The organism is Streptomyces sp. MBT53 (assembly GCF_016654115.1).
Taxonomy (GTDB): domain Bacteria; phylum Actinomycetota; class Actinomycetes; order Streptomycetales; family Streptomycetaceae; genus Streptomyces.
The window spans coordinates 83,231-100,513 of record NZ_JAEQAZ010000002.1; the positions used below are offsets into that span (position 1 = coordinate 83,231).

Genomic DNA, 17,283 nt, shown 5'->3' on the forward strand with positions numbered 1-17,283 from the left:
CAACGACGCGGCCGGAAGGACAGGCGCATGGGTCTGGGAGCAATCGACCTGAATCTTCTGGTGGCTCTGGAAGCCCTCCTGGAGGAGAAGAACGTCACCCACGCGGGGGTGCGGCTGTCCACCAGCCAGTCCGCGATGAGCGGCTCCCTGGCCCGGCTGCGGCGGCACTTCAACGACGAGCTGCTGGTGCGGGTGGGCCGCGAGTACGAGCTGACCCCGCTCGCGGAGCGGCTGCTGCCGGTCGTCCAGTCCTCCCTGCACAAGGCGGAGGAGGCGCTGTCGCTGACCAGGCACTTCGATCCCTCGCGCAGCCGGCAGCGGTTCTCGGTCGTGATGTCCGACTACGTGATGACGGTGTTCGTGGAACCGCTGCTGCGGGCGCTCGCGCAGGAGGCCCCGGGCATCCGGATCGACTTCCACCCGATCGTCATCGGGCAACTGGAGACGGAGACGCATCTGCGCTGCCACGACCTGATGATCGTGCCGCTCGGCTATCAGCTGCCGGGCGTGAGCGAGGCCGTGATGCACGACCGGTTCGTGTGTCTCGTCGACCCGGACAACCCGCGTCTGGTGGACGGCCGACTCTCGCTGCGCGACCTCGCGGAGATGCCGCACGCGGCCTGCGCCGTCGGCAAACTCACGCCCGCCGACCGGCAGTTGGAGACCCTCGGCATCACACCCCGGGTGCAGGTGAGCACGCCCGGCTTCAACGTACTGCCGTTCCTGGTGAGCGGCACCGACCTGGTCGCCGTGGTCCCCGAGCGGCTCGCCCGGCGCTACGAGGGCTTCGCGCGCTGTGCCGTCGTACCGACGCCCTTCCCGGACGTACCGCTCGTCGAGGCCATGTACTGGCACCACAACCGGCACGCGGACCCGGCGCACCGCTGGCTGCGGGAGACGGTCCGCAAGGTGGGCGCGTCGCTGGACGACCCAGTGGTGCGCGAAATCGCTGAAGAAGTCGCCGACGAGATCGTCGGCGCGGATGCCACCCATGCCGATCGTGCGTTTCCGGAGCTGACCGCGGCTTCCTAGCGTGGACGGGAGACAGCCCGCACCCCCTGGAGGAACCGTGAGCCGCACGCGTCTGGCCGGTCGTACCGTCGTCGTCACCGGGGCCGCGCAGGGCCAGGGCGCCGCCGAGGTGGCGGCCGCGGCCCGGGAGGGGGCGACGGTGGTCGCGACCGACGTCCTGGACGAGACGGGCGAGAAGCTCGCCGCGTCCCTGCGCGCCGACGGCCTGGACGTCACCTATCGGCACCTGGACGTGTCGTCCGAGGACGACTGGGCGGACCTCGCGGCTTCCCTCACCGAAGTGCACGGACTCGTCAACAACGCGGGCATCCCCATGCGGGCGCGGCTCGGTGACGTCCAACTCGCCGACTGGAACCGGGCGTTCGCGGTGAACACCACCGGCGCGCTGCTCGGCATCCAGGCGCTCAGCCCGCTGATGCCGGCCGGTTCGTCCATCGTGAACGTCGGCTCGGTCGCGGGTCTCACCGCGCATCACGCGGTCGCGTACACCGCGAGCAAGTGGGCGCTGCGCGGGCTGTCGAAGGTGGCCGCGCTGGAGCTGGCACCGCGCGGCATCCGTACGAACGTGATCCACCCCGGCTACATCGAGACCCCGCTGATGGCGTCCGCGAACCCGGTGTTCGTACAGGCCCACCTGTCGCTGACCCCGCAGGGCCGGGCGGGCACGGTGGACGAGGTGGCGCCGCTGGTCGTCTATCTGCTGTCGGACGAGGCGTCGTACGTCAACGGCGCGGAGATCACCGTGGACGGCGGGTACGCGGCGCACGGCGGGGTGAAGGCGATCACGAACGCGCTCGACGCTTCGTGACGGCGGCCCCTCTACAAGACATGGCCGTCTCAGGACACCAGGACGGTCCGTACGCCGGGAGCCTCGGGCGCGTTCCAGGCGCTCTCGACGTCGGCGAGAGGTACCGGCGCGGCGGTGACCGCGATGCCACCGTTCTCGATCTCCTCGACGAGAGACGGGAGTTGCTCCAGATACGCCCTGGTGGACACCGCGCCCTGGCCGTTGCCCTGGAGCCGGAAGTTCGCCGAACGCAGTGCGGCTGACGGGAGTTCGAGGGTCGGGCCGGCCATGGAGCCGATCTGGATCCAGTTCAGGGCGCGGCTGCGGTCGGCGCGGGCCCGGAGCAGCGCCATGATCGCGTCACCGGCCGGCTTGCCCCACAAGTAGTCGATGACCAGGTCGACTTCGGCGGCTTCCTTGGCCAGTTCCGTCGCGGTGGCGTCGGCGTCGTCGGTGAGCGCGACGGTCGCGTCCGCGCCGATTCCCGGCAGGGTCGCGAGGCGGGCCAGGTCCCGTCCCGCCCCGACGACCCGCCCGGCGCCGAGCCGTTTGGCGACCTGGACGGCCATCTGGCCGGCGTTGCCGGTCGCGCCGAGGATCAGTACGGACTGCCCGGCCTCGATCGGGACGCGGCGGCGCAGTGCCACCCAGGACGACATCGCGGGGTTCATCGCGGCGGCGATCTTCACCACGTCCACGCCGTCGGGGAGCGGGACGCTGCGGCGGCTGTCGATGACGGTCCGGGTGGCCATCGAGCCGGCCAGTTCGTCATCGGCGACGAAGTACACCAGCCGGCCGTCCGCGCGTCGGCCGACCCCGTCGACTCCGGGCACCATCGGCAGCTTTCCGGTGCTGGTGTAGTGGCTGCCCGAGGCGCCGGTACGCACGCGGGGGTGCAGGCCCACGGCCAGGACGTCGACGAGTTCCTGGTCCTCGTCGGTGGGGGCGGGCAGGTCGTACGGCTCGTAGCGGGGCGGGGCGTCGAACGAGCGGACCACGGCGGCATGGACGTCCATGAGAGTTCTCCTCGGCTGTGGTGCGGGACACGGAAAGTACGCGACACGGAAAGTACGTGGAACAGAAAGTACGTTGCACCAATTAAATTAGTAGGTGCCACGTACCTTTGCAAGTAGGATCCCGGTCATGACCTCACCGCACGACGTGCAGTCCCCGGCGCCCGACGACCTCGGCCTGGTCGACGCCCTCGCCCAGTTGTCGTTCCTGGTGCAGAACGCTCTGGCCGGGATCGCCGGCGAGTACGACCTGTCGCTCACCCAGACCCGGCTGCTCGGGATCCTGCGGGATCGGGAACCGACGATGAACCAGCTCGGCCGCCACCTCGGCCTCGACAAGTCCTCGATCACCGGCCTCGTCGACCGGGCGCAGCGCCGGGGGCTGGTCACGCGCACGGTCAGTACCGTCGACCGCCGCTCGTTCCAGGTGTCGATCACCGATACGGGCCGCGAGATGGCGACCCAGGTCGCCGCGCGGTTCGCCGAGCAGATCGAGAGGTACACCGCGCCGCTGCCCGAGGCCGACCGCGCACGGCTGTCACATCTGGCGACCAGGATCGTGACCGCCGACGCCGAGGCCCACGGGGTCGACCTGGGCACGAAGCGGGACTAGGACAGAGACCTCAACCGCCGTTCCAGGAAGCGTCGTTCCGCGTCGTTCGCCACCAACTCCAGCGCCCGCCCGTACGCTTCGGCCGCCTCGGTCGTACGACCGCTGCGGCGCAGCAGATCGGCGCGGGTCGCGGGCAGGAGGTGGTAGTCGGCCAGTTCGCCCGACCGTTCCAACTCGGCCACCAACTCCAGCCCCGCGTCCGGGTGTTGGGCCATGCCGACGGCCACCGCGCGGTTGAGGCGCACCACGGCCGAGGGCACGAAGCGCTCCAACTCGCCGTACAGGGCGGCGATATCGGCCCAGTCGGTGTCGGCGGCGGTGGGTGCGGTGGTGTGGCAGGCGGCGATGGCGGCCTGGATCTGGTACGGCCCGGGGCGGCCCCGGCGCAGGGCCGTCTCCAGGAGCGCGGCGCCCTCGTCGATCTCCGACCGGTCCCAGGCCGTACGGTCCTGGTCCTCCAGGGTGACGAGTTCACCGGCGGTGTCCACCCGGGTGCCACGGCGGGCGTCGTGCAGCAGCAACAGCGCGAGCAGGCCCAGCACTTCGGGCTCGTCCGGCATCAGCCGGGCCAGCACACGGGCCAGTCGGACGGCTTCCGCGCACAGGTTCGTACGGACCAGGTCGACGCCTGACGTGGCCGCGTACCCCTCGTTGAAGAGGAGGTAGACCACGCCGAGCACACCCGTCGTGCGCTCGGGCAGCAGATGCGCGGGCGGTACCCGGTACGGGATGCCCGCGTTGCGGATCTTCTTCTTGGCGCGCACCAGCCGCTGCGCCATGGTCGCCTCGGGGACGAGGAAGGCGCGGGCGATCTCGGGGGTGGTCAGGCCCGCGAGTGTGCGCAGGGTGAGGGCGACCCGGGCCTCGATCGGCAGCGCGGGATGGCAGCAGGTGAAGAGCAGCCGCAGCCGGTCGTCCTCGACGCCGCTGTCGTCACCGTCGTACTCCGGGTCGTACGGTCCCTCGTCCCGCCCCAGCACCGCGACCTCCCGGAGTTTCGCCGCCCCGACCGCCTCCCGGCGCAGGACGTCCAGGGCGCGGTTGCGGGCCGTGGTGGTCAGCCAGGCGCCGGGGCGGCGCGGGATTCCGTCGCGCCGCCACCGGTCGAGCGCCTGGGCGAAGGCGTCCTGCGCGCACTCCTCGGCGAGGTCCCAGTCGCCGGTCACCCGGATCAGGGTGGCGACGACCTGGCCCCACTCTTCGCGGAAGGCGGCGGCGACGGCCTCCTCGACGTCCGGCACATTCACTCCCAGACCGGCCGCACCTCGACCGAGCCGCCGGCCAGCGCGGCGGGGTGCCGGGAGGCGAGCGAGATCGCCTCGTCCAGGTCGGCGACCTCGATGATGTCGATGCCGGCGACGTACTCCTTGGACTCGACGAACGGCCCGTCGCTGAGCAGGACTTCGTCGCCCTGGACGCGGACGGTGGTGGCGTCGGAGGACGGCCGCAGGCGGGCCCCGCCGCGCATCAGGTCACGGCCGCGGACCTCCTCGATGTAGGAGGTGAAGCGGGGGTCGTCGGCGATCTCGGCGGGGCTGAGTTCCTCGCCGTCGACGGGGGTGCAGATCAGCAGGACGTACTTCATGGCTACTCCCCGGTCTTCTCGGTGGCGGGCGAGATGTGCTCGTGGATGATCTCCCAGCGCAGTCCGGTGTTGCGGTAGCCGGTGGTCACGCGCAGTACGTCGTCCAGGGGTCGGCCGTCGGTGCGGGTGCCACGCAGCCGGACGAGGGCGTGGCCGAAGGCGACGGACTCGTCGACGTGGACGTGGAACTCCAGCACCTCGCGGGTCAGCGGCCAGGTCACGCCCCCGAGGACGTCCTCCACGGCCTTGCGGAAGGCGGCGGTCCCGGGCCGTTCGGCGTCGAGGGCTCGGATCTGCGTCTCGCCGTCCTCCTCGCCGTCCATCGGCCAGAAGGGGCGCACCTCCATCGCGCCGATGGTGGCCACGGGGTGCTTGGCGGCGGCCTCGACGGCCTCCTCCAGGGTGTCGCACTCCAGGATGTCGAATCCGGCGACGTACTCCTTGGTCTCCGCGAACGGCCCGTCCGTACGGAGCACCTCGCCGCCGCGCACCCTTACGGTGACGGCGTCGGCGGGCAGGGCGAGCCGATGACCGTGCAGCCGTACGCCGCGGTCGCCCAGTTCCTCCACCCAAGGTTCGACGGGTGCCATACCGGAGGCGTCGGCGGTGTCGTCGCCGCACACGAGCAGCATGTACTTCATGGATCCTCCCGGTCCTCATGAGCTTCCTACACCCCACCGACGAACACGGCCGGGCCGGATCGACACCCCCTTCGGAAAACTTCCTCGGAAACACGAAGAGGCCGGGGCGACAGGGCCCCGGCCTCCTCCTACGACGTACGGCCTACGCGGTCGCCGCCTGCACCGACGGCTCCCCCGCGTTCACGGTCGAGCGTTCGGTGTTCTTGCGCACCAGCAGCAGGGTGACGACCGCGCCCAGCAGGGAGGCGCAGCCGCAGATCACCACGCCGATGGCCATGCCGTGGCCGAGGGCGGTCTGCGCGGCGGCCTTGGCCGAGGCGCTGCCCGCGTTGACGACGGCGAGCGGTCCGGCCGCCTTCTCCATCCCGGCGTCGGCGCCGCTGAGCTTGCCGACGAGGGCGGAGGACGCGGCGCTCATCGCGATGGTGCTGATGACGGCCGGGCCGAGTCCCTGGCCGAACTCGCGGACCAGGCTGGTCGCGCCGCTTGCCATGCCGGTCATGTTGATCGGTACGGCGTTCACGGCGGCGGAGGTCAGCGAGGACACCACGCAGATGAAGCCGACGCCGAGCAGCAGCACCGGGCCGATGAAGGCGGCGAGGGAGGTGGTGGTGATGGGCAGTGCGGCGATCCAGAACTGGCCGGCGGCCATGGGCAGCAGGCCGCCCATCAGCAGCCAGCGGGCGTCGATCCTCGTGAGCATCCGGCTGAGCACCGGCGCCAGCAGCAGCGGGATCAACTGGAGGATCACGAAGGGCATTCCGGCCCGCAGCGGGCTCAGGTGCATCACCGCGCCGAGGCGGATCGAGACGCAGTAGGCGGTGCCGATGAAGCCGAACATGCCGGCCAGGGCGACGACGGCCGCCGCCGCGAACGAGGGGATCTTCAGCAGGCCGAGGTTGAACATCGGGGAGGCCGCGCGGGTCTCCGCGACGACGAACCCGACGAGCGCGACGGCCGCCAGGGTCAGCGAGCCCACGATCGCCGCGCTGCCCCAGCCGCGGTCGCCGCCCTCGATGACGCCCCAGAGCAGGGCGGTCAGGCCGATGGCGATGGTGATCTGGCCGGGCCAGTCCAGCGCGCGGCCCTCGGGCGCCTTGGAGTCGGTGACGAGCTTCCAGGAGGCGACGGCGACGATCAGACCGAGGGCGACCGGCGGCACGAACGCCCAGCGGAAGTCGGCGACCGTGGCGAGGACCCCGGAGGACAGCGGGCCGAGCGCGGAGGCCAGGGAGATCGACAGCGCCCAGGTGGAGACGGCTTTCGCCCGGTCCTTGCCGTCCGGTGTGGCCGCCGCGATGACCGCGAGGGAGCTGGGGAAGAGCGCGGCGGCGCCGATGCCGGCCAGGGCCTGCCCGGTCCACATCATGGTGATGTTCTGCGAGGTGGCGTTGAGCAGTTCACCGAGCGCCAGGACGAGCCCGCCGAGCACCAACAGCCGCTTGCGGCCGAAGAGATCGCCCACCACACCGAAATTCAGTTCCAGAATCGCGGTGGGGAGAATGAAGGCGGAGGTGACCCAGGCGACCTGGGAACCCGAGGCGCCGAATGCGGCCTGGATTTCCCCGTTGATGGGCGAGGGAACGGTAATGCACAACTGTGCCGCCGCGACCGCGAGACAGCACGCTATGAGCGTTCCGGGGTCCAGTCTTTTCAAGGAGATCGAATCCGTCATCGTGCGTGCCCTCACTCTGCGTTTTTCTCTATGAGTTCGATGAGATTTCCCTCGGGGTCACTGACCCAGGCCATGCGCACTCCGGGCTCGGGGGACGGCCCGGGTGCCATGACCTCGCCCGCGCCACGGGCCAACAACTCCTCGTGGACGGGATCGAGTTCGGGGGTGGTGACCGCGAAGTGCCCGTATCCCTCGGTGAGTACGGCGGTCATCGGGTCCGGCGCGCGAAGGCCGGGGACTGAGCCGGGTCTGGCGAGCAGCTCGATGCGCCAGCCCCGCGGATGCTCCAGGACGACACCCCTCAGACCGGGCCCTTCGAGATGGAACTCGAAGACGGTCTTCAGGCCGAACGCCCCCTGGTACCAGGCGGTTTGGGCGGTCAGGTCGCGTACGTTGACGCCCACGTGGTCGAGTCGGACGGTCACGGCGGCTCAGCCCGCCATCGCGCTGTCGCCGCCGTCGACCATGAGGTTGGCGCCGTTGACGAAGGCCGCCTCGTCGGAGCAGAGGAAGGCGGCGGCCCGTGCGATGTCCTCGGGCTGTCCCACCCGTCCGACCGGGATCCGCGCCTCCAACTGGGCCTTGGGGCCGTCCGGATCGTCGAGGAAGGGCGCGGTGGCGGAGGTGCGGGTCATGCCGGGGGCGATGGTGTTGACGCGGATGCGGTGCGGGGCGCCGGCCGCGCACAGGTGCATGCTCATCGCCAACACCCCGCCTTTGGCGGCTCCGTGGGGCACCATCGGCATGAACGGCGCCCCGCGTACGGCGGCCACGGAGGCGACGTTGAGGACGGCCCCGCCACCACGGGCGATCAGGTGCGGCCAGGCGGCCTGGGTGCAGAAGTAGGGGATGTCCAGTTCGTTCTTGATGGTGAAGTACCAGTCCTCGGCGGGCATGGTCTCGAACGGGCCGTTCCGCAGCGCGGAGGCGTTGTTGTAGAGGATGTCGATCCCGCCGAAGGCCGCTATCCCGGCCTCGATCCACTCGCGGGCGCCGTCCTGGGTGGACAGGTCCACGGGTGCCAGGGACCGCATGATTCCACCGGCCTTTTCGACGAGTTCCACGGTCTCGGCCGCACTGTCCTCGTCGATGTCACAGCCGAAAACCTCGGCGCCCTCGGCCGCGAATATCTGCGCCGCGGCCCGCCCTATTCCTGCCCCCGTTCCACTGATGAAAGCGATTTTCCCGGCCAGTCGACCCATGATTGCCAAGTCCCTTGTCCCGTGCCGCCGTGGTGCGGTGGTGGCAGCGTAGGTACGGCCATTGAGCAGAACAAGAAATGGGTCGACGAAGGGCCATCGGGGGTTCGTATGGCTGGTATGAGGCGGGAAGCCGGGAAGTGTGCACAGCTTCACGGCAGGATGTCCCCATGAGCACCGACGACCAGGCCCGCCTGATGCGCGCCAACCAGGCGAACTGGGACGCCCGCACCCCCGTCCACCTCGCCAGCCGCTTCTACGGCCTCGACGGCGACCCGGACCCGGACCGCTGGTTCGCCGCCTTCGAGTGGGACGACCTCGGCGACCTGGCCGGCCGTGACGTGCTCCACCTCCAATGCCACCTGGGCACGGAGACCCTCGCGTTCGCGCAGCGCGGTGCGCGCGCCACCGGCCTCGACTTCTCCGAGGCGTCGGTGAAGGCCGCGACGGACATCGCGGCGAAGGCGGGCCTCGACGTCGACTACGTGCGGGCGAATGTGTACGACGCCGTCGAGGCCCTGGGACAACGGCAGTTCGACGTCGTGTACACCGGCAAGGGCGCCCTGTGCTATCTGCCCGACCTCCCGCGCTGGGCGGACGTGATCGCCCAACTGCTGCGCCCCGGCGGCCTGTTGTACATCGTCGAGTTCCACCCCCTGCTCAACTCCCTGGGCCCGAAGCCGCATCCGGGCGAGGGACCGGAACTCCTGCTGCGCCACGACTACCTGGGCGGCGGCGGTCCGGTGCACCGGGACGCGACGTTCACGTACACCGACGGTCCGGCCGTGGCGGACGCGACCGACAGCTATGAGTGGATGCACGGAATAGACGAGGTCATCAACGCGTTGACGACAGCGGGACTGAACATCCGAAGGCTCCGCGAGAGCGACGAACTCCCGTGGCCGCGCTGGCCGAGGATGGAGCGAACCCCGACCGGCTGGTGGCGACTGCCGGAGCCGCGGATCCCCCTCCTCTACGGCCTCCTCGCGAGCCGCTGAGGCGCACCTCACATCCAGAACCGCACCGGGTGTGCTACGGTGCGGTCAGCACTTGTGTACGCCCCGTTCCGGGCGCCGGTGCCAGCACCACTTCTTCTCCGCCGACCGGCCCGTCGATTCCCGACCGGCACACGGCTTCTTCACACCACTTCGTGACCGGCGTTTTTCCGCCGCACCCGAGGTGATGTTCCCGCCGCCCCGAGGCGCGCTCATGCGCCCTCCCTCTGCGGCTTCTCCCCCTTCCTTCCGCATGACACATGCAACCGTCCTTGAAAGGACCACCCATCATGACCACCACACTCGAACCCCCCGTACAGGAACAGCCCCGCACCCAGACCGCGACCGGTGTCCTTGACATCGACGGCAACGGGAAGGGGCACCTGAGGGCGCTGAACTGCCAGCCCTCGCCCACCGACCTCCAGGTCTCCCCCGCGCTGATCCGCCGTCACGGCCTGCGCAAGGGCGACCTCGTGGAAGGCGTCCGCGGCGGGCAGCGCGCCCTGACCGAGGTCGCGTTCGTCAACGGCGGTACGCCCGACGAACTGCGCGGCCGACGCCACTTCCACGACCTCACCCCGCTGCACCCGCGCGAGCGGCTGCACCTCGAACACCCGGCGGCCGGCCTCACCGGACGCGTCGCCGACCTCATCGCCCCCGTCGGCAAGGGCCAGCGCGGACTCATCGTGGCCCCGCCCAAGACCGGCAAGACCGTGCTGCTCCAGCAGATCGCGGCGGCCGTCGCCGGCAACCACCCCGAGGCCCGCCTCATGGTCGTGCTGCTCGACGAACGGCCCGAGGAGGTCACCGACATGCGGCGCTCCGTGCGCGGCGAGGTGTACGCCTCCACCTTCGACAAGGCCCCCAAGCAGCACATCGCGCTGGCCGAGCTCGTGATCGAACGGGCCAAGCGGCTCGTCGAGGCCGGCGAGGACGTGGTGATCCTCCTCGACTCCCTGACCCGCCTCTGCCGGGCGCACAACAACGCGGCGGCCTCCGGCGGCCGTACCCTCAGCGGCGGTGTCGACGCGACCGCGCTGATCGGCCCGAAGAAGTTCTTCGGCGCCGCCCGTCTCGCCGAGGAGGGCGGCTCGCTCACCATTCTGGCGACGGCCCTGGTCGAGACCGGCTCCCGTGCCGACGACTTCTACTTCGAGGAGCTGAAGAGCACCGGCAACATGGAGCTCCGCCTCAGCCGCGAGCTGGCCTCCCGCCGGGTTTTCCCGGCCGTCGAGATCAACCCGTCCGGCACCCGCCGCGAGGAACTCCTGCTCACTCCGGCCGAGTTGACGGCGGTACGGGGCCTGCGCCGCGTCCTGCAGAACAGGGACGGCCAGGGCAGCACGGAAACCCTGCTGGAGCGCATGCGAGAGACCCCGGACAACGCGACGTTCCTGCGCCGCATCCAGCCGACGCTGCCGTCAAACTGACCCGAGCCGCCGCCCTTAGGGGCGCGGGGCTGTATCGATATGCGGCTCCGCCGCGTGGGCGCGACCAGCCCCGACCGGGCCCGCAGACAAATCACTAGCGCATCCGGGTGCACACTCACCCCGCCCGGCCCCGCCATCGCCGTCTACGACGACTCCGTTCCTACGTTTGCCGGTATGACAATCGGATTCTCACCCCGGATCGCCATGTCGGCCTGCGCCCTGTGCCTCACAGGCATCCTCGCGTTCACCCCCACCGCGGCGACAGCCAACACCGGGCCGGATCCCAGCACCCAGGTCCACCTCCACCCCGGCGCCCCCCAACTCCCGGACGTCTCCGCCCTGTCCTGGCTCGTCGCAGACGCCCGTACCGGCGAGGTACTGGCCGCCCACGACGCCCACCGCAGACTCCCACCCGCCAGCACTCTGAAGACCCTCTTCGCCCTGACCGTCCTCCCCAACCTGCCCGGAGGGCTCCGGCACCGCGTCAGCGAACAGGACCTGGCCGGCATCGGCGAGGGCAGCAGCCTGGTCGGGGTCGAGGCGGGCCACACCTACCGCGTCGCCGACCTGTGGCGCGGGGTCTTCCTCAACTCCGGGAACGACGCCGTGCACGTCCTGGCCGCCCTCAACGGCGGCTGGGACGTCACGGCCGCCCGGATGCAGGCCAAGGCGCGCTCTTTGGGCGCGCTCGACACGCATGTCATCTCGCCGGACGGCTACGACACCGACGGCCAGGTGTCCTCCGCCTTCGACCTCGCGGTGTTCGGCCGGGCCGGACTGCGCAACGCGGACTTCGCGCGGTACTGCTCCACCGCCGAGGCCGAGTTCCCGGGTGACGGATCGTCGTACGCGATCCAGAACACCAACCGGCTGCTGACCGGCAACGACGGCGTCGAGCCGTATCCGGGGCTCATCGGTGTCAAGAACGGCTACACCACCCACGCGGGCAACACGCTGGTCGCGGCGGCGCGTCGGGACGGGCGGTCGCTCGTCGTCACGGTGATGAACCCTCAGGCGGGCGGCGGCTTCACGGTGTACGAGGAGGCGCGCGAGCTGCTCGACTGGGGTTTCGCGGCGGCCGGGCGGGTCGATCCGGTGGGTTCGCTGGACGCGTTGCGGACGAGCCCGAGGCCGGGTCCCGCAGCCGTACCGGTGGCGGCGGTGACCGCGGCGGCGGACGACGACGGTCCGGGCTGGGCGGAGACGGCCGCGGTCGCCGGGGCCGCCGTGCTCGGCGCGGCAGCGGTCGTGCTGGCGTTGCGGTTCAAGAGCCGCCGGCTCCCAGGGGCCTGACCGGTCGGCAGCCATAGCAGCAGGCCGAGCGTGACCCAGGTGTACGTGTTGCTGCCGAGAAAGCCGTCGATGCCCGAGGAGTCGTCGAACCACAGCCACACGACGCTGGTGCACATCACCGCGTACAGGGCGAACGCGGTCCGCCGGTGCCCCGCGCGGACCAGCACGGCGAACGAGGGCAGCAGCCACACGAGATGGTGCACCCAGGTGATCGGGCTGATCAGACACGCGGTCAGCCCGGTCAGCGCGAAGGCGGCCGTCCAGTCCCCCGCGACGACCGCACGGCGTACCCGCACCGCCCAGACGCACAGCACGAGCAGGACGGCCGTCGCCCACAGCGGGCGGCCGGTCTCGCCGAGGCGGGCCAGGACGCCTTGCAGGGACTGGTTGGAGACGTAGTCGAGGCGGCCCACGCGGGTGGTGTCCCACATCGCCTGGGTCCAGTAGAACTTCGAGGCACTCGGGACCACCAGGGCCGCGAGCCCGGTCGCCGCGAGCGCCACGGCCGTCGCCACCGCGGCGGCCTTCCAGCGTCTGGCCACCAGCAGCAGGCCGATGAAGAGCGCCGGCGTGAGCTTGATGGCCGCCGCGAGGCCGATGCCGACGCCCGCCCAGCGGCCCCGGCCGGTGGAGAGCAGCCAGCCGTCGCCGAGGACGAGGGCCAGCAGCAGGAGGTTGACCTGCCCGAAGCTGAAGGTGTCGCGCAACGGCTCGAACAGCGCGAGTCCGCAGGCCACCAGCGCCCACCCGAACCAGCCGTAGCGCCGCCATCCGGGACCGGCCAGGATGCGCAGCACGACGGCGAGGGCCGCCAGGTTGAGGACCAGCGCGGCGGTGATCGCGCCGCCGAGTCCGAGGTAGCCCATCGGGGCCATGCTGACGGCGGCGAACGGCGGGTAGGTGAAGCCGTAGGTCGTGCCGGGCACGTGGTAGTCGTAGATCCGGCCGCCGTGGTGGAGCCAGGTGTGGACGGTGCCGTAGTAGACGCGCAGGTCGAACCAGTCGCGCAGCAGTGGGACCGTCGCGGTGAACACGGTCACGGTGGTGGCGAGGGCCAGCACCAGGAGGATCCGGCCGCGGTCGGTGGCGGGTGTTCTCATGCCGTACGTCCCAGGGCCGGGGCTTCCGCCGCCTGGCGGGCCTGCCACAGGACGACGATCGCGAGGACACCCCCGGAGACGGCCAGCACGAGTTGTCCGATGTCGGCGGGGCCGCCGCTCGGGAGAACCGCGAGGGCCAGGACGCCGGTCACGGCGGCCACCCGGTGCCGTACGGACGTGCTGGGCGCGGCGGCGGCGATGAGGAAGAGACCCCACAGGGCGTACCAGGGGCGGATCGCCGGGCCGAAGGCGGCCACCACCGCGAGGCTCAGGCCGAGCGCGTAGACCGGGCTGGGGCGCAGGCGGAACCATATGGCGAGGATGGCCGCGCCGGTGACCGCGAGTCCGAGCGCGTGCCAGGCCGGGATCGCGAAGGGGGCGAGACCGCTGCCGAGGTGTTCCAGGAGGGCGCCGGTGGCGCGGCCGAGGAGGCTGGTGAGGGCCCAGTTGTGGGCCGAGACGGGTGTGTCGAGGGCGCCTATCCAGCCGTAGCCCGTGCCCGCGACGGCCGTGGCGGCGACCGTGGTGACCGCGGACGCGACGACGGTCGTCGTGACGGCCTTGGCGGGGCTGCGGCCCGCGCGGATCTGGAGCAGTACGACCGCGGCGAGCCCGAGCGCGGCGGGTGCCTTGACGAGAGCGGCGAGCGTGACGAGTACGGCGCCCAGGATCGGCCACCGGCCGCGCGCCGCGACCAGGCCTGTGCCGAGCAGCCCGAGCATGATCGCGTCGTTGTGCGCGCCCGCGACCAGGTGCAGCAGCACCAGCGGGTTGAGGGCGCCCAGCCAGAGCGCGGCGGCCGGGTCCGCGCCGCACTGCCGGGCGAGCCGGGGCAGGGCGGCGGCCATGAGACCCACCCCGAGCAGGGCGACGAGCCGCATCCCGAAGAGTCCGGCGGGGAGTTGGCCCCGGGTCAGTCCGGACAGCCCCGAGGCCAGGGCGAGGAACACCGGGCCGTACGGTGCCCCGGTGTGCTGCCACAGGGGGGCGACCTCGTCGGCGAGGGGGCCGCCGAGCGCGGCGGGGCCGTGCGCGTAGACGTCCATGTGGGCGTCGACCATGGCGCCCTGCGCGAGATAGCTGTACACGTCCCGGCTGAACAGCGGCGGCGCGAGCAGCAGCGGGGCCGCCCACACGGCGAGGACCAGCAGCAGGGAGCGCGGGGTCGGCGGTTCGGCGCTGCGGATCAGCTTGCCCAGCAGCAGCCAGGCCGCTATCAGCAGGACGACACCGAAGTAGACCCCGACCAGCCCCAGCGCGGCCTGTGCGGAGGCCGGGGAGAAGAGGTCGGCGGACGGAAGTGCTCCGGCCGTCTCGCCGCCCAGCGCGAGGACGGCGGTACCGGCCAGACCGAGTACCTGGCAGCGGCGGAGATCGACGGGAAAAGCCATGGCCAACACTCGTTCAGCGTGTCAACGCCGGATGGCGGGAAAGCGACGCCCCGCTCACCGTGCGGCGGACTGCGCGTGACCTCCGTGTGATCGGGCCTGGACACCCGTCAGTTATCCCTGTCCGTCAGAACACCGACACCCCGGTGAGCGTCGTGAAGCGGTCCAGCGCGGCCACACCGGCCACCGAGTTCCCCCGCTCGTCGAGCCCCGGGCTCCACACGGCGAGGGTGCACCGGCCCGGCACGATGGCGATGATCCCGCCGCCCACTCCGCTCTTGCCGGGCAGGCCCACCCGGTAGGCGAACTCGCCCGCCGCGTCGTACGTCCCGCACGTCAGCATCACCGCGTTGACCTGCTTGGCCTGGGTGAGGGTGAGCAGCCGGGTTCCGTCGGCGCGGCTGCCGTGCCGGGCCAGGAAACCGGCCGCGAGGGCGAGGTCGGCGCAGGACGCCATGATGGAGCACTGCCGGAAGTACTGGTCGAGGAGGACGGGCACCTCGTTGTCGATGTTCCCGTAGGACTTCATGAAGTGGGCGAGGGCCGCGTTGCGGTCGCCGTGGGCGGACTCGGAGGCGGCGACCTCCTTGTCGAAGTCGAGGCTCGCGTTGCCGCTCTCCGCGCGCAGGAAGGCCAGCAGTTCGCCCGCCGCGTCGCCGGTACGGGTCTGCAGCCGGTCGGTGACGACGAGCGCGCCCGCGTTGATGAACGGGTTGCGCGGGATGCCGCTCTCGTACTCCAGCTGGACAAGGGAGTTGAAGGGGTTGCCGGAGGGCTCGCGGCCCACGTGTTCCCAGAGTTCGTCGCCCTCGCGGGCCAGGTCGAGGGCGAGGGTGAAGACCTTGGTGATGGACTGCGTGGAGAACGGCTGCCGCCAGTCCCCCACGCCGTACACCGTGCCGTCCAGTTCCGCGACGGCCATGCCGAAGCTGCGCGGGTCGCAGGCGGCGAGCGCCGGGATGTAGTCGGCGGGCCGGCCGCGGCCGGGGGTCCGCTCGATCTCGCCGGCGATGCGCTCCAGGACCGGCTGGAAGGTCATCGAGGGGGACATGATCACCATTGTGCCTCCGGGCCGGTCCTGGTGCGCGTCCGCGGTCAGACGGCCACGGGACCGGTGCCGGCCAGGACCTCGGGCCGCAGCAGGGCCGCGAGGGTCTCGGCGGGCAACAGGCCCTTCTCCAGGACGAGTTCGGCCACGCCCCGGCCGGAGGCGAGGGCCTCCTTGGCGATGTCGGTGGCGGCCGTGTACCCGATGTGCGGGTTCAGTGCGGTCACCAGACCGATGGAGTTCTCCACGCTCGAGCGCAGCGCCTCGGTGTTGGCGGTGATGCCGTCCACGCACCGCTCGGCCAGCGTGAGGCAGGCGGCCCGCAGATGCGTGATGCTCTCCGACAGCGAGTGCAGGATGATCGGCTCGAACGCGTTGAGCTGGAGCTGTCCGGCCTCGGCGGCCATCGTGATGGTGACGTCGTTGCCGATCACCTCGAAGGCGACCTGGTTGACGACCTCGGGGATCACCGGGTTGACCTTGCCGGGCATGATGCTCGAACCGGCCTGCACCGGCGGCAGGTTGATCTCCCCGAGCCCCGCGCGCGGCCCCGAGGACAGCAGCCGCAGATCGTTGCAGCTCTTGGAGAGCTTGACCGCGACCCGCTTCAGCACACCCGACATCTGCACGAACGCCCCGCAGTCCTGCGTGGCCTCGACCAGGTTGGCCGCCGTCACGAGCGGCAGCCCGGTGATCTCGGCGAGGTGCCGGCGCGCCGACTCCGCATACCCGGCCGGCGCATTGAGTCCGGTCCCGATGGCCGTGGCCCCCAGGTTGATCTCATGGATCAACTGGACGGCCTCGTCAAGACGTTGACGGTCCTCGTCAATCATGACCGCGTACGCCGAGAACTCTTGACCGAGCGTCATCGGTACCGCGTCCTGCAACTGTGTACGGCCCATCTTGAGCACATCACGGAACTCGACGGCCTTACGGGCGAACGCGTCCTGAAGAACAACCATTGACGCGATCAACCCGTGGACGGCGAAGACTGTCGCGATCTTGACCGCGGTCGGATACACGTCATTGGTCGACTGACCGAGGTTGACGTCCTCATTGGGGTGCAGGTACTGGTACTCCCCCTTGCCGTGCCCCAACAACTCCAACGCCCGGTTGGCGACCACCTCGTTGGCGTTCATGTTGGTGGAGGTCCCGGCCCCACCCTGCACCACGTCCACGACGAACTGGTCGTGCAGCCTCCCGCCCCGAATCTCCCGACAGGCGCCGACAATGGCGGCCGTCTTCTCCGCCGACAGCAGCCCCAACTCCTCATTGGCGAGAGCGGCGGCTTCCTTGACGGCGGCAAGAGCATTGATCAAGTGCGGATAGACGGAGATCGGCGTCCCGGTGATGGGGAAGTTCTCCGTGGCCCGCAGGGTGTGAACACCCCAATAGGCGGAGGCGGGCACATCCCGGTCCCCGAGCAGATCATGTTCGCGGCGAACGGCAACGGTCATAGGGTTCACTCTCCAAATGGGTTCAGG

The 17,283-nt window shown here is 70.9% G+C and carries 16 protein-coding genes and 1 pseudogene; 6 read left to right on the forward strand and 11 right to left on the reverse strand.

What is annotated here, in order from left to right:
- The first annotated feature begins 27 nt into the window (after positions 1-27).
- A complete protein-coding gene (locus tag JHN45_RS01455; protein ID WP_200708758.1) occupies positions 28-1,032 on the forward strand; it encodes a LysR family transcriptional regulator in 1,005 nt (334 codons plus the stop codon).
- A 37-nt stretch (positions 1,033-1,069) separates the two neighbouring features.
- Positions 1,070-1,840 carry an SDR family NAD(P)-dependent oxidoreductase gene (locus tag JHN45_RS01460; RefSeq protein ID WP_201047664.1) on the forward strand — a complete coding sequence of 257 codons (771 nt, stop codon included), beginning with the start codon at positions 1,070-1,072 and terminating at the stop codon, positions 1,838-1,840.
- A 29-nt stretch (positions 1,841-1,869) separates the two neighbouring features.
- Here the strand turns inward: JHN45_RS01460 and JHN45_RS01465 are convergent, their stop codons facing one another.
- On the reverse strand, positions 1,870-2,835 hold the full coding sequence (locus tag JHN45_RS01465; RefSeq protein WP_201047665.1) for a zinc-binding alcohol dehydrogenase family protein: 966 nt from the start codon (positions 2,833-2,835) through the stop codon (positions 1,870-1,872).
- A 127-nt stretch (positions 2,836-2,962) separates the two neighbouring features.
- On the opposite strand from JHN45_RS01465, the gene JHN45_RS01470 reads away from it, so the two are divergent.
- Positions 2,963-3,445 carry a MarR family winged helix-turn-helix transcriptional regulator gene (locus JHN45_RS01470; protein ID WP_200708761.1) on the forward strand — a complete coding sequence of 161 codons (483 nt, stop codon included), beginning with the start codon at positions 2,963-2,965 and terminating at the stop codon, positions 3,443-3,445.
- Here JHN45_RS01470 and JHN45_RS01475 read toward each other — a convergent pair.
- The 6 genes from JHN45_RS01475 to JHN45_RS01500 all read right to left on the reverse strand — a co-directional run bounded on the left by JHN45_RS01475 (position 3,442) and on the right by JHN45_RS01500 (position 8,548).
- A complete protein-coding gene (locus JHN45_RS01475) occupies positions 3,442-4,692 on the reverse strand; it encodes an RNA polymerase sigma factor (RefSeq protein ID WP_201047666.1) in 1,251 nt (416 codons plus the stop codon). The two genes, JHN45_RS01470 and JHN45_RS01475, sit on opposite strands and share 4 nt — an antisense overlap.
- A complete protein-coding gene (locus JHN45_RS01480; protein ID WP_200708763.1) occupies positions 4,689-5,030 on the reverse strand; it encodes a YciI family protein in 342 nt (113 codons plus the stop codon). Before JHN45_RS01480 ends, JHN45_RS01475 begins: the two co-directional genes overlap by 4 nt.
- 2 nt (positions 5,031-5,032) lie before the next feature.
- Positions 5,033-5,671, reverse strand: coding sequence for a YciI family protein (locus JHN45_RS01485; protein WP_200708764.1), 639 nt, complete (start codon positions 5,669-5,671; stop codon positions 5,033-5,035).
- Positions 5,672-5,813: 142 nt separating this feature from the next.
- On the reverse strand, positions 5,814-7,328 hold the full coding sequence (locus tag JHN45_RS01490) for an MFS transporter (protein ID WP_234467469.1): 1,515 nt from the start codon (positions 7,326-7,328) through the stop codon (positions 5,814-5,816).
- Positions 7,329-7,357: 29 nt separating this feature from the next.
- Positions 7,358-7,771 (reverse strand): VOC family protein, encoded by a 414-nt coding sequence (locus JHN45_RS01495; protein ID WP_200708766.1) that lies wholly within the window; start codon positions 7,769-7,771, stop codon positions 7,358-7,360.
- A gap of 6 nt (positions 7,772-7,777) precedes the next feature.
- Positions 7,778-8,548, reverse strand: a complete 771-nt coding sequence (locus JHN45_RS01500) for an SDR family NAD(P)-dependent oxidoreductase (RefSeq protein ID WP_200708767.1) — start codon at positions 8,546-8,548, stop codon at positions 7,778-7,780.
- A 167-nt stretch (positions 8,549-8,715) separates the two neighbouring features.
- On the opposite strand from JHN45_RS01500, the gene JHN45_RS01505 reads away from it, so the two are divergent.
- The 3 genes and pseudogenes from JHN45_RS01505 to JHN45_RS01515 all read left to right on the forward strand — a co-directional run.
- Complete coding sequence (locus JHN45_RS01505) at positions 8,716-9,543, forward strand: class I SAM-dependent methyltransferase (protein WP_201047667.1); 828 nt, start codon at positions 8,716-8,718, stop codon at positions 9,541-9,543.
- Between the two features lie 287 nt (positions 9,544-9,830).
- Positions 9,831-10,970 carry a transcription termination factor Rho gene (rho, locus tag JHN45_RS01510; RefSeq protein WP_201047668.1) on the forward strand — a complete coding sequence of 380 codons (1,140 nt, stop codon included), beginning with the start codon at positions 9,831-9,833 and terminating at the stop codon, positions 10,968-10,970.
- A gap of 204 nt (positions 10,971-11,174) precedes the next feature.
- Positions 11,175-11,921 (forward strand): annotated as a pseudogene (locus JHN45_RS01515) (D-alanyl-D-alanine carboxypeptidase family protein); the annotation flags it as partial.
- Positions 11,922-11,980: 59 nt separating this feature from the next.
- Here the strand turns inward: JHN45_RS01515 and JHN45_RS54300 are convergent.
- From JHN45_RS54300 to aspA, 4 genes are all read right to left on the reverse strand, one after another.
- Positions 11,981-13,363, reverse strand: a complete 1,383-nt coding sequence (locus JHN45_RS54300; RefSeq protein WP_201047669.1) for a glycosyltransferase 87 family protein — start codon at positions 13,361-13,363, stop codon at positions 11,981-11,983.
- Positions 13,360-14,754: a polyprenol phosphomannose-dependent alpha 1,6 mannosyltransferase MptB gene (gene mptB, locus JHN45_RS01525; protein ID WP_200708771.1), complete on the reverse strand. Its 1,395-nt coding sequence runs from the start codon at positions 14,752-14,754 to the stop codon at positions 13,360-13,362. The genes JHN45_RS54300 and mptB overlap by 4 nt, the downstream gene beginning before the upstream one ends.
- 124 nt (positions 14,755-14,878) lie before the next feature.
- Positions 14,879-15,811, reverse strand: a complete 933-nt coding sequence (locus JHN45_RS01530; protein WP_201047670.1) for a glutaminase — start codon at positions 15,809-15,811, stop codon at positions 14,879-14,881.
- Between the two features lie 35 nt (positions 15,812-15,846).
- Positions 15,847-17,256 (reverse strand): aspartate ammonia-lyase, encoded by a 1,410-nt coding sequence (aspA, locus tag JHN45_RS01535; RefSeq protein ID WP_201047671.1) that lies wholly within the window; start codon positions 17,254-17,256, stop codon positions 15,847-15,849.
- Between the last annotated feature and the right edge of the window lie 27 nt (positions 17,257-17,283).

What these genes read in the sequence shown, in the direction of transcription:
- mptB (WP_200708771.1), bottom strand. Translation starts at nt 14,754, where the DNA reads ATGGCTTTTCCCGTCGATCTCCGCCGCTGCCAGGTACTCGGTCTGGCC.
- aspA (WP_201047671.1), bottom strand. Translation starts at nt 17,256, where the DNA reads ATGACCGTTGCCGTTCGCCGCGAACATGATCTGCTCGGGGACCGGGAT.
- JHN45_RS01485 (WP_200708764.1), bottom strand. Translation starts at nt 5,671, where the DNA reads ATGAAGTACATGCTGCTCGTGTGCGGCGACGACACCGCCGACGCCTCC.
- JHN45_RS01500 (WP_200708767.1), bottom strand. Translation starts at nt 8,548, where the DNA reads ATGGGTCGACTGGCCGGGAAAATCGCTTTCATCAGTGGAACGGGGGCA.
- JHN45_RS01480 (WP_200708763.1), bottom strand. Translation starts at nt 5,030, where the DNA reads ATGAAGTACGTCCTGCTGATCTGCACCCCCGTCGACGGCGAGGAACTC.
- JHN45_RS01455 (WP_200708758.1), top strand. Translation starts at nt 28, where the DNA reads ATGGGTCTGGGAGCAATCGACCTGAATCTTCTGGTGGCTCTGGAAGCC.
- JHN45_RS01530 (WP_201047670.1), bottom strand. Translation starts at nt 15,811, where the DNA reads ATGGTGATCATGTCCCCCTCGATGACCTTCCAGCCGGTCCTGGAGCGC.
- rho (WP_201047668.1), top strand. Translation starts at nt 9,831, where the DNA reads ATGACCACCACACTCGAACCCCCCGTACAGGAACAGCCCCGCACCCAG.
- JHN45_RS01465 (WP_201047665.1), bottom strand. Translation starts at nt 2,835, where the DNA reads ATGGACGTCCATGCCGCCGTGGTCCGCTCGTTCGACGCCCCGCCCCGC.
- JHN45_RS01470 (WP_200708761.1), top strand. Translation starts at nt 2,963, where the DNA reads ATGACCTCACCGCACGACGTGCAGTCCCCGGCGCCCGACGACCTCGGC.
- JHN45_RS01505 (WP_201047667.1), top strand. Translation starts at nt 8,716, where the DNA reads ATGAGCACCGACGACCAGGCCCGCCTGATGCGCGCCAACCAGGCGAAC.
- JHN45_RS54300 (WP_201047669.1), bottom strand. Translation starts at nt 13,363, where the DNA reads ATGAGAACACCCGCCACCGACCGCGGCCGGATCCTCCTGGTGCTGGCC.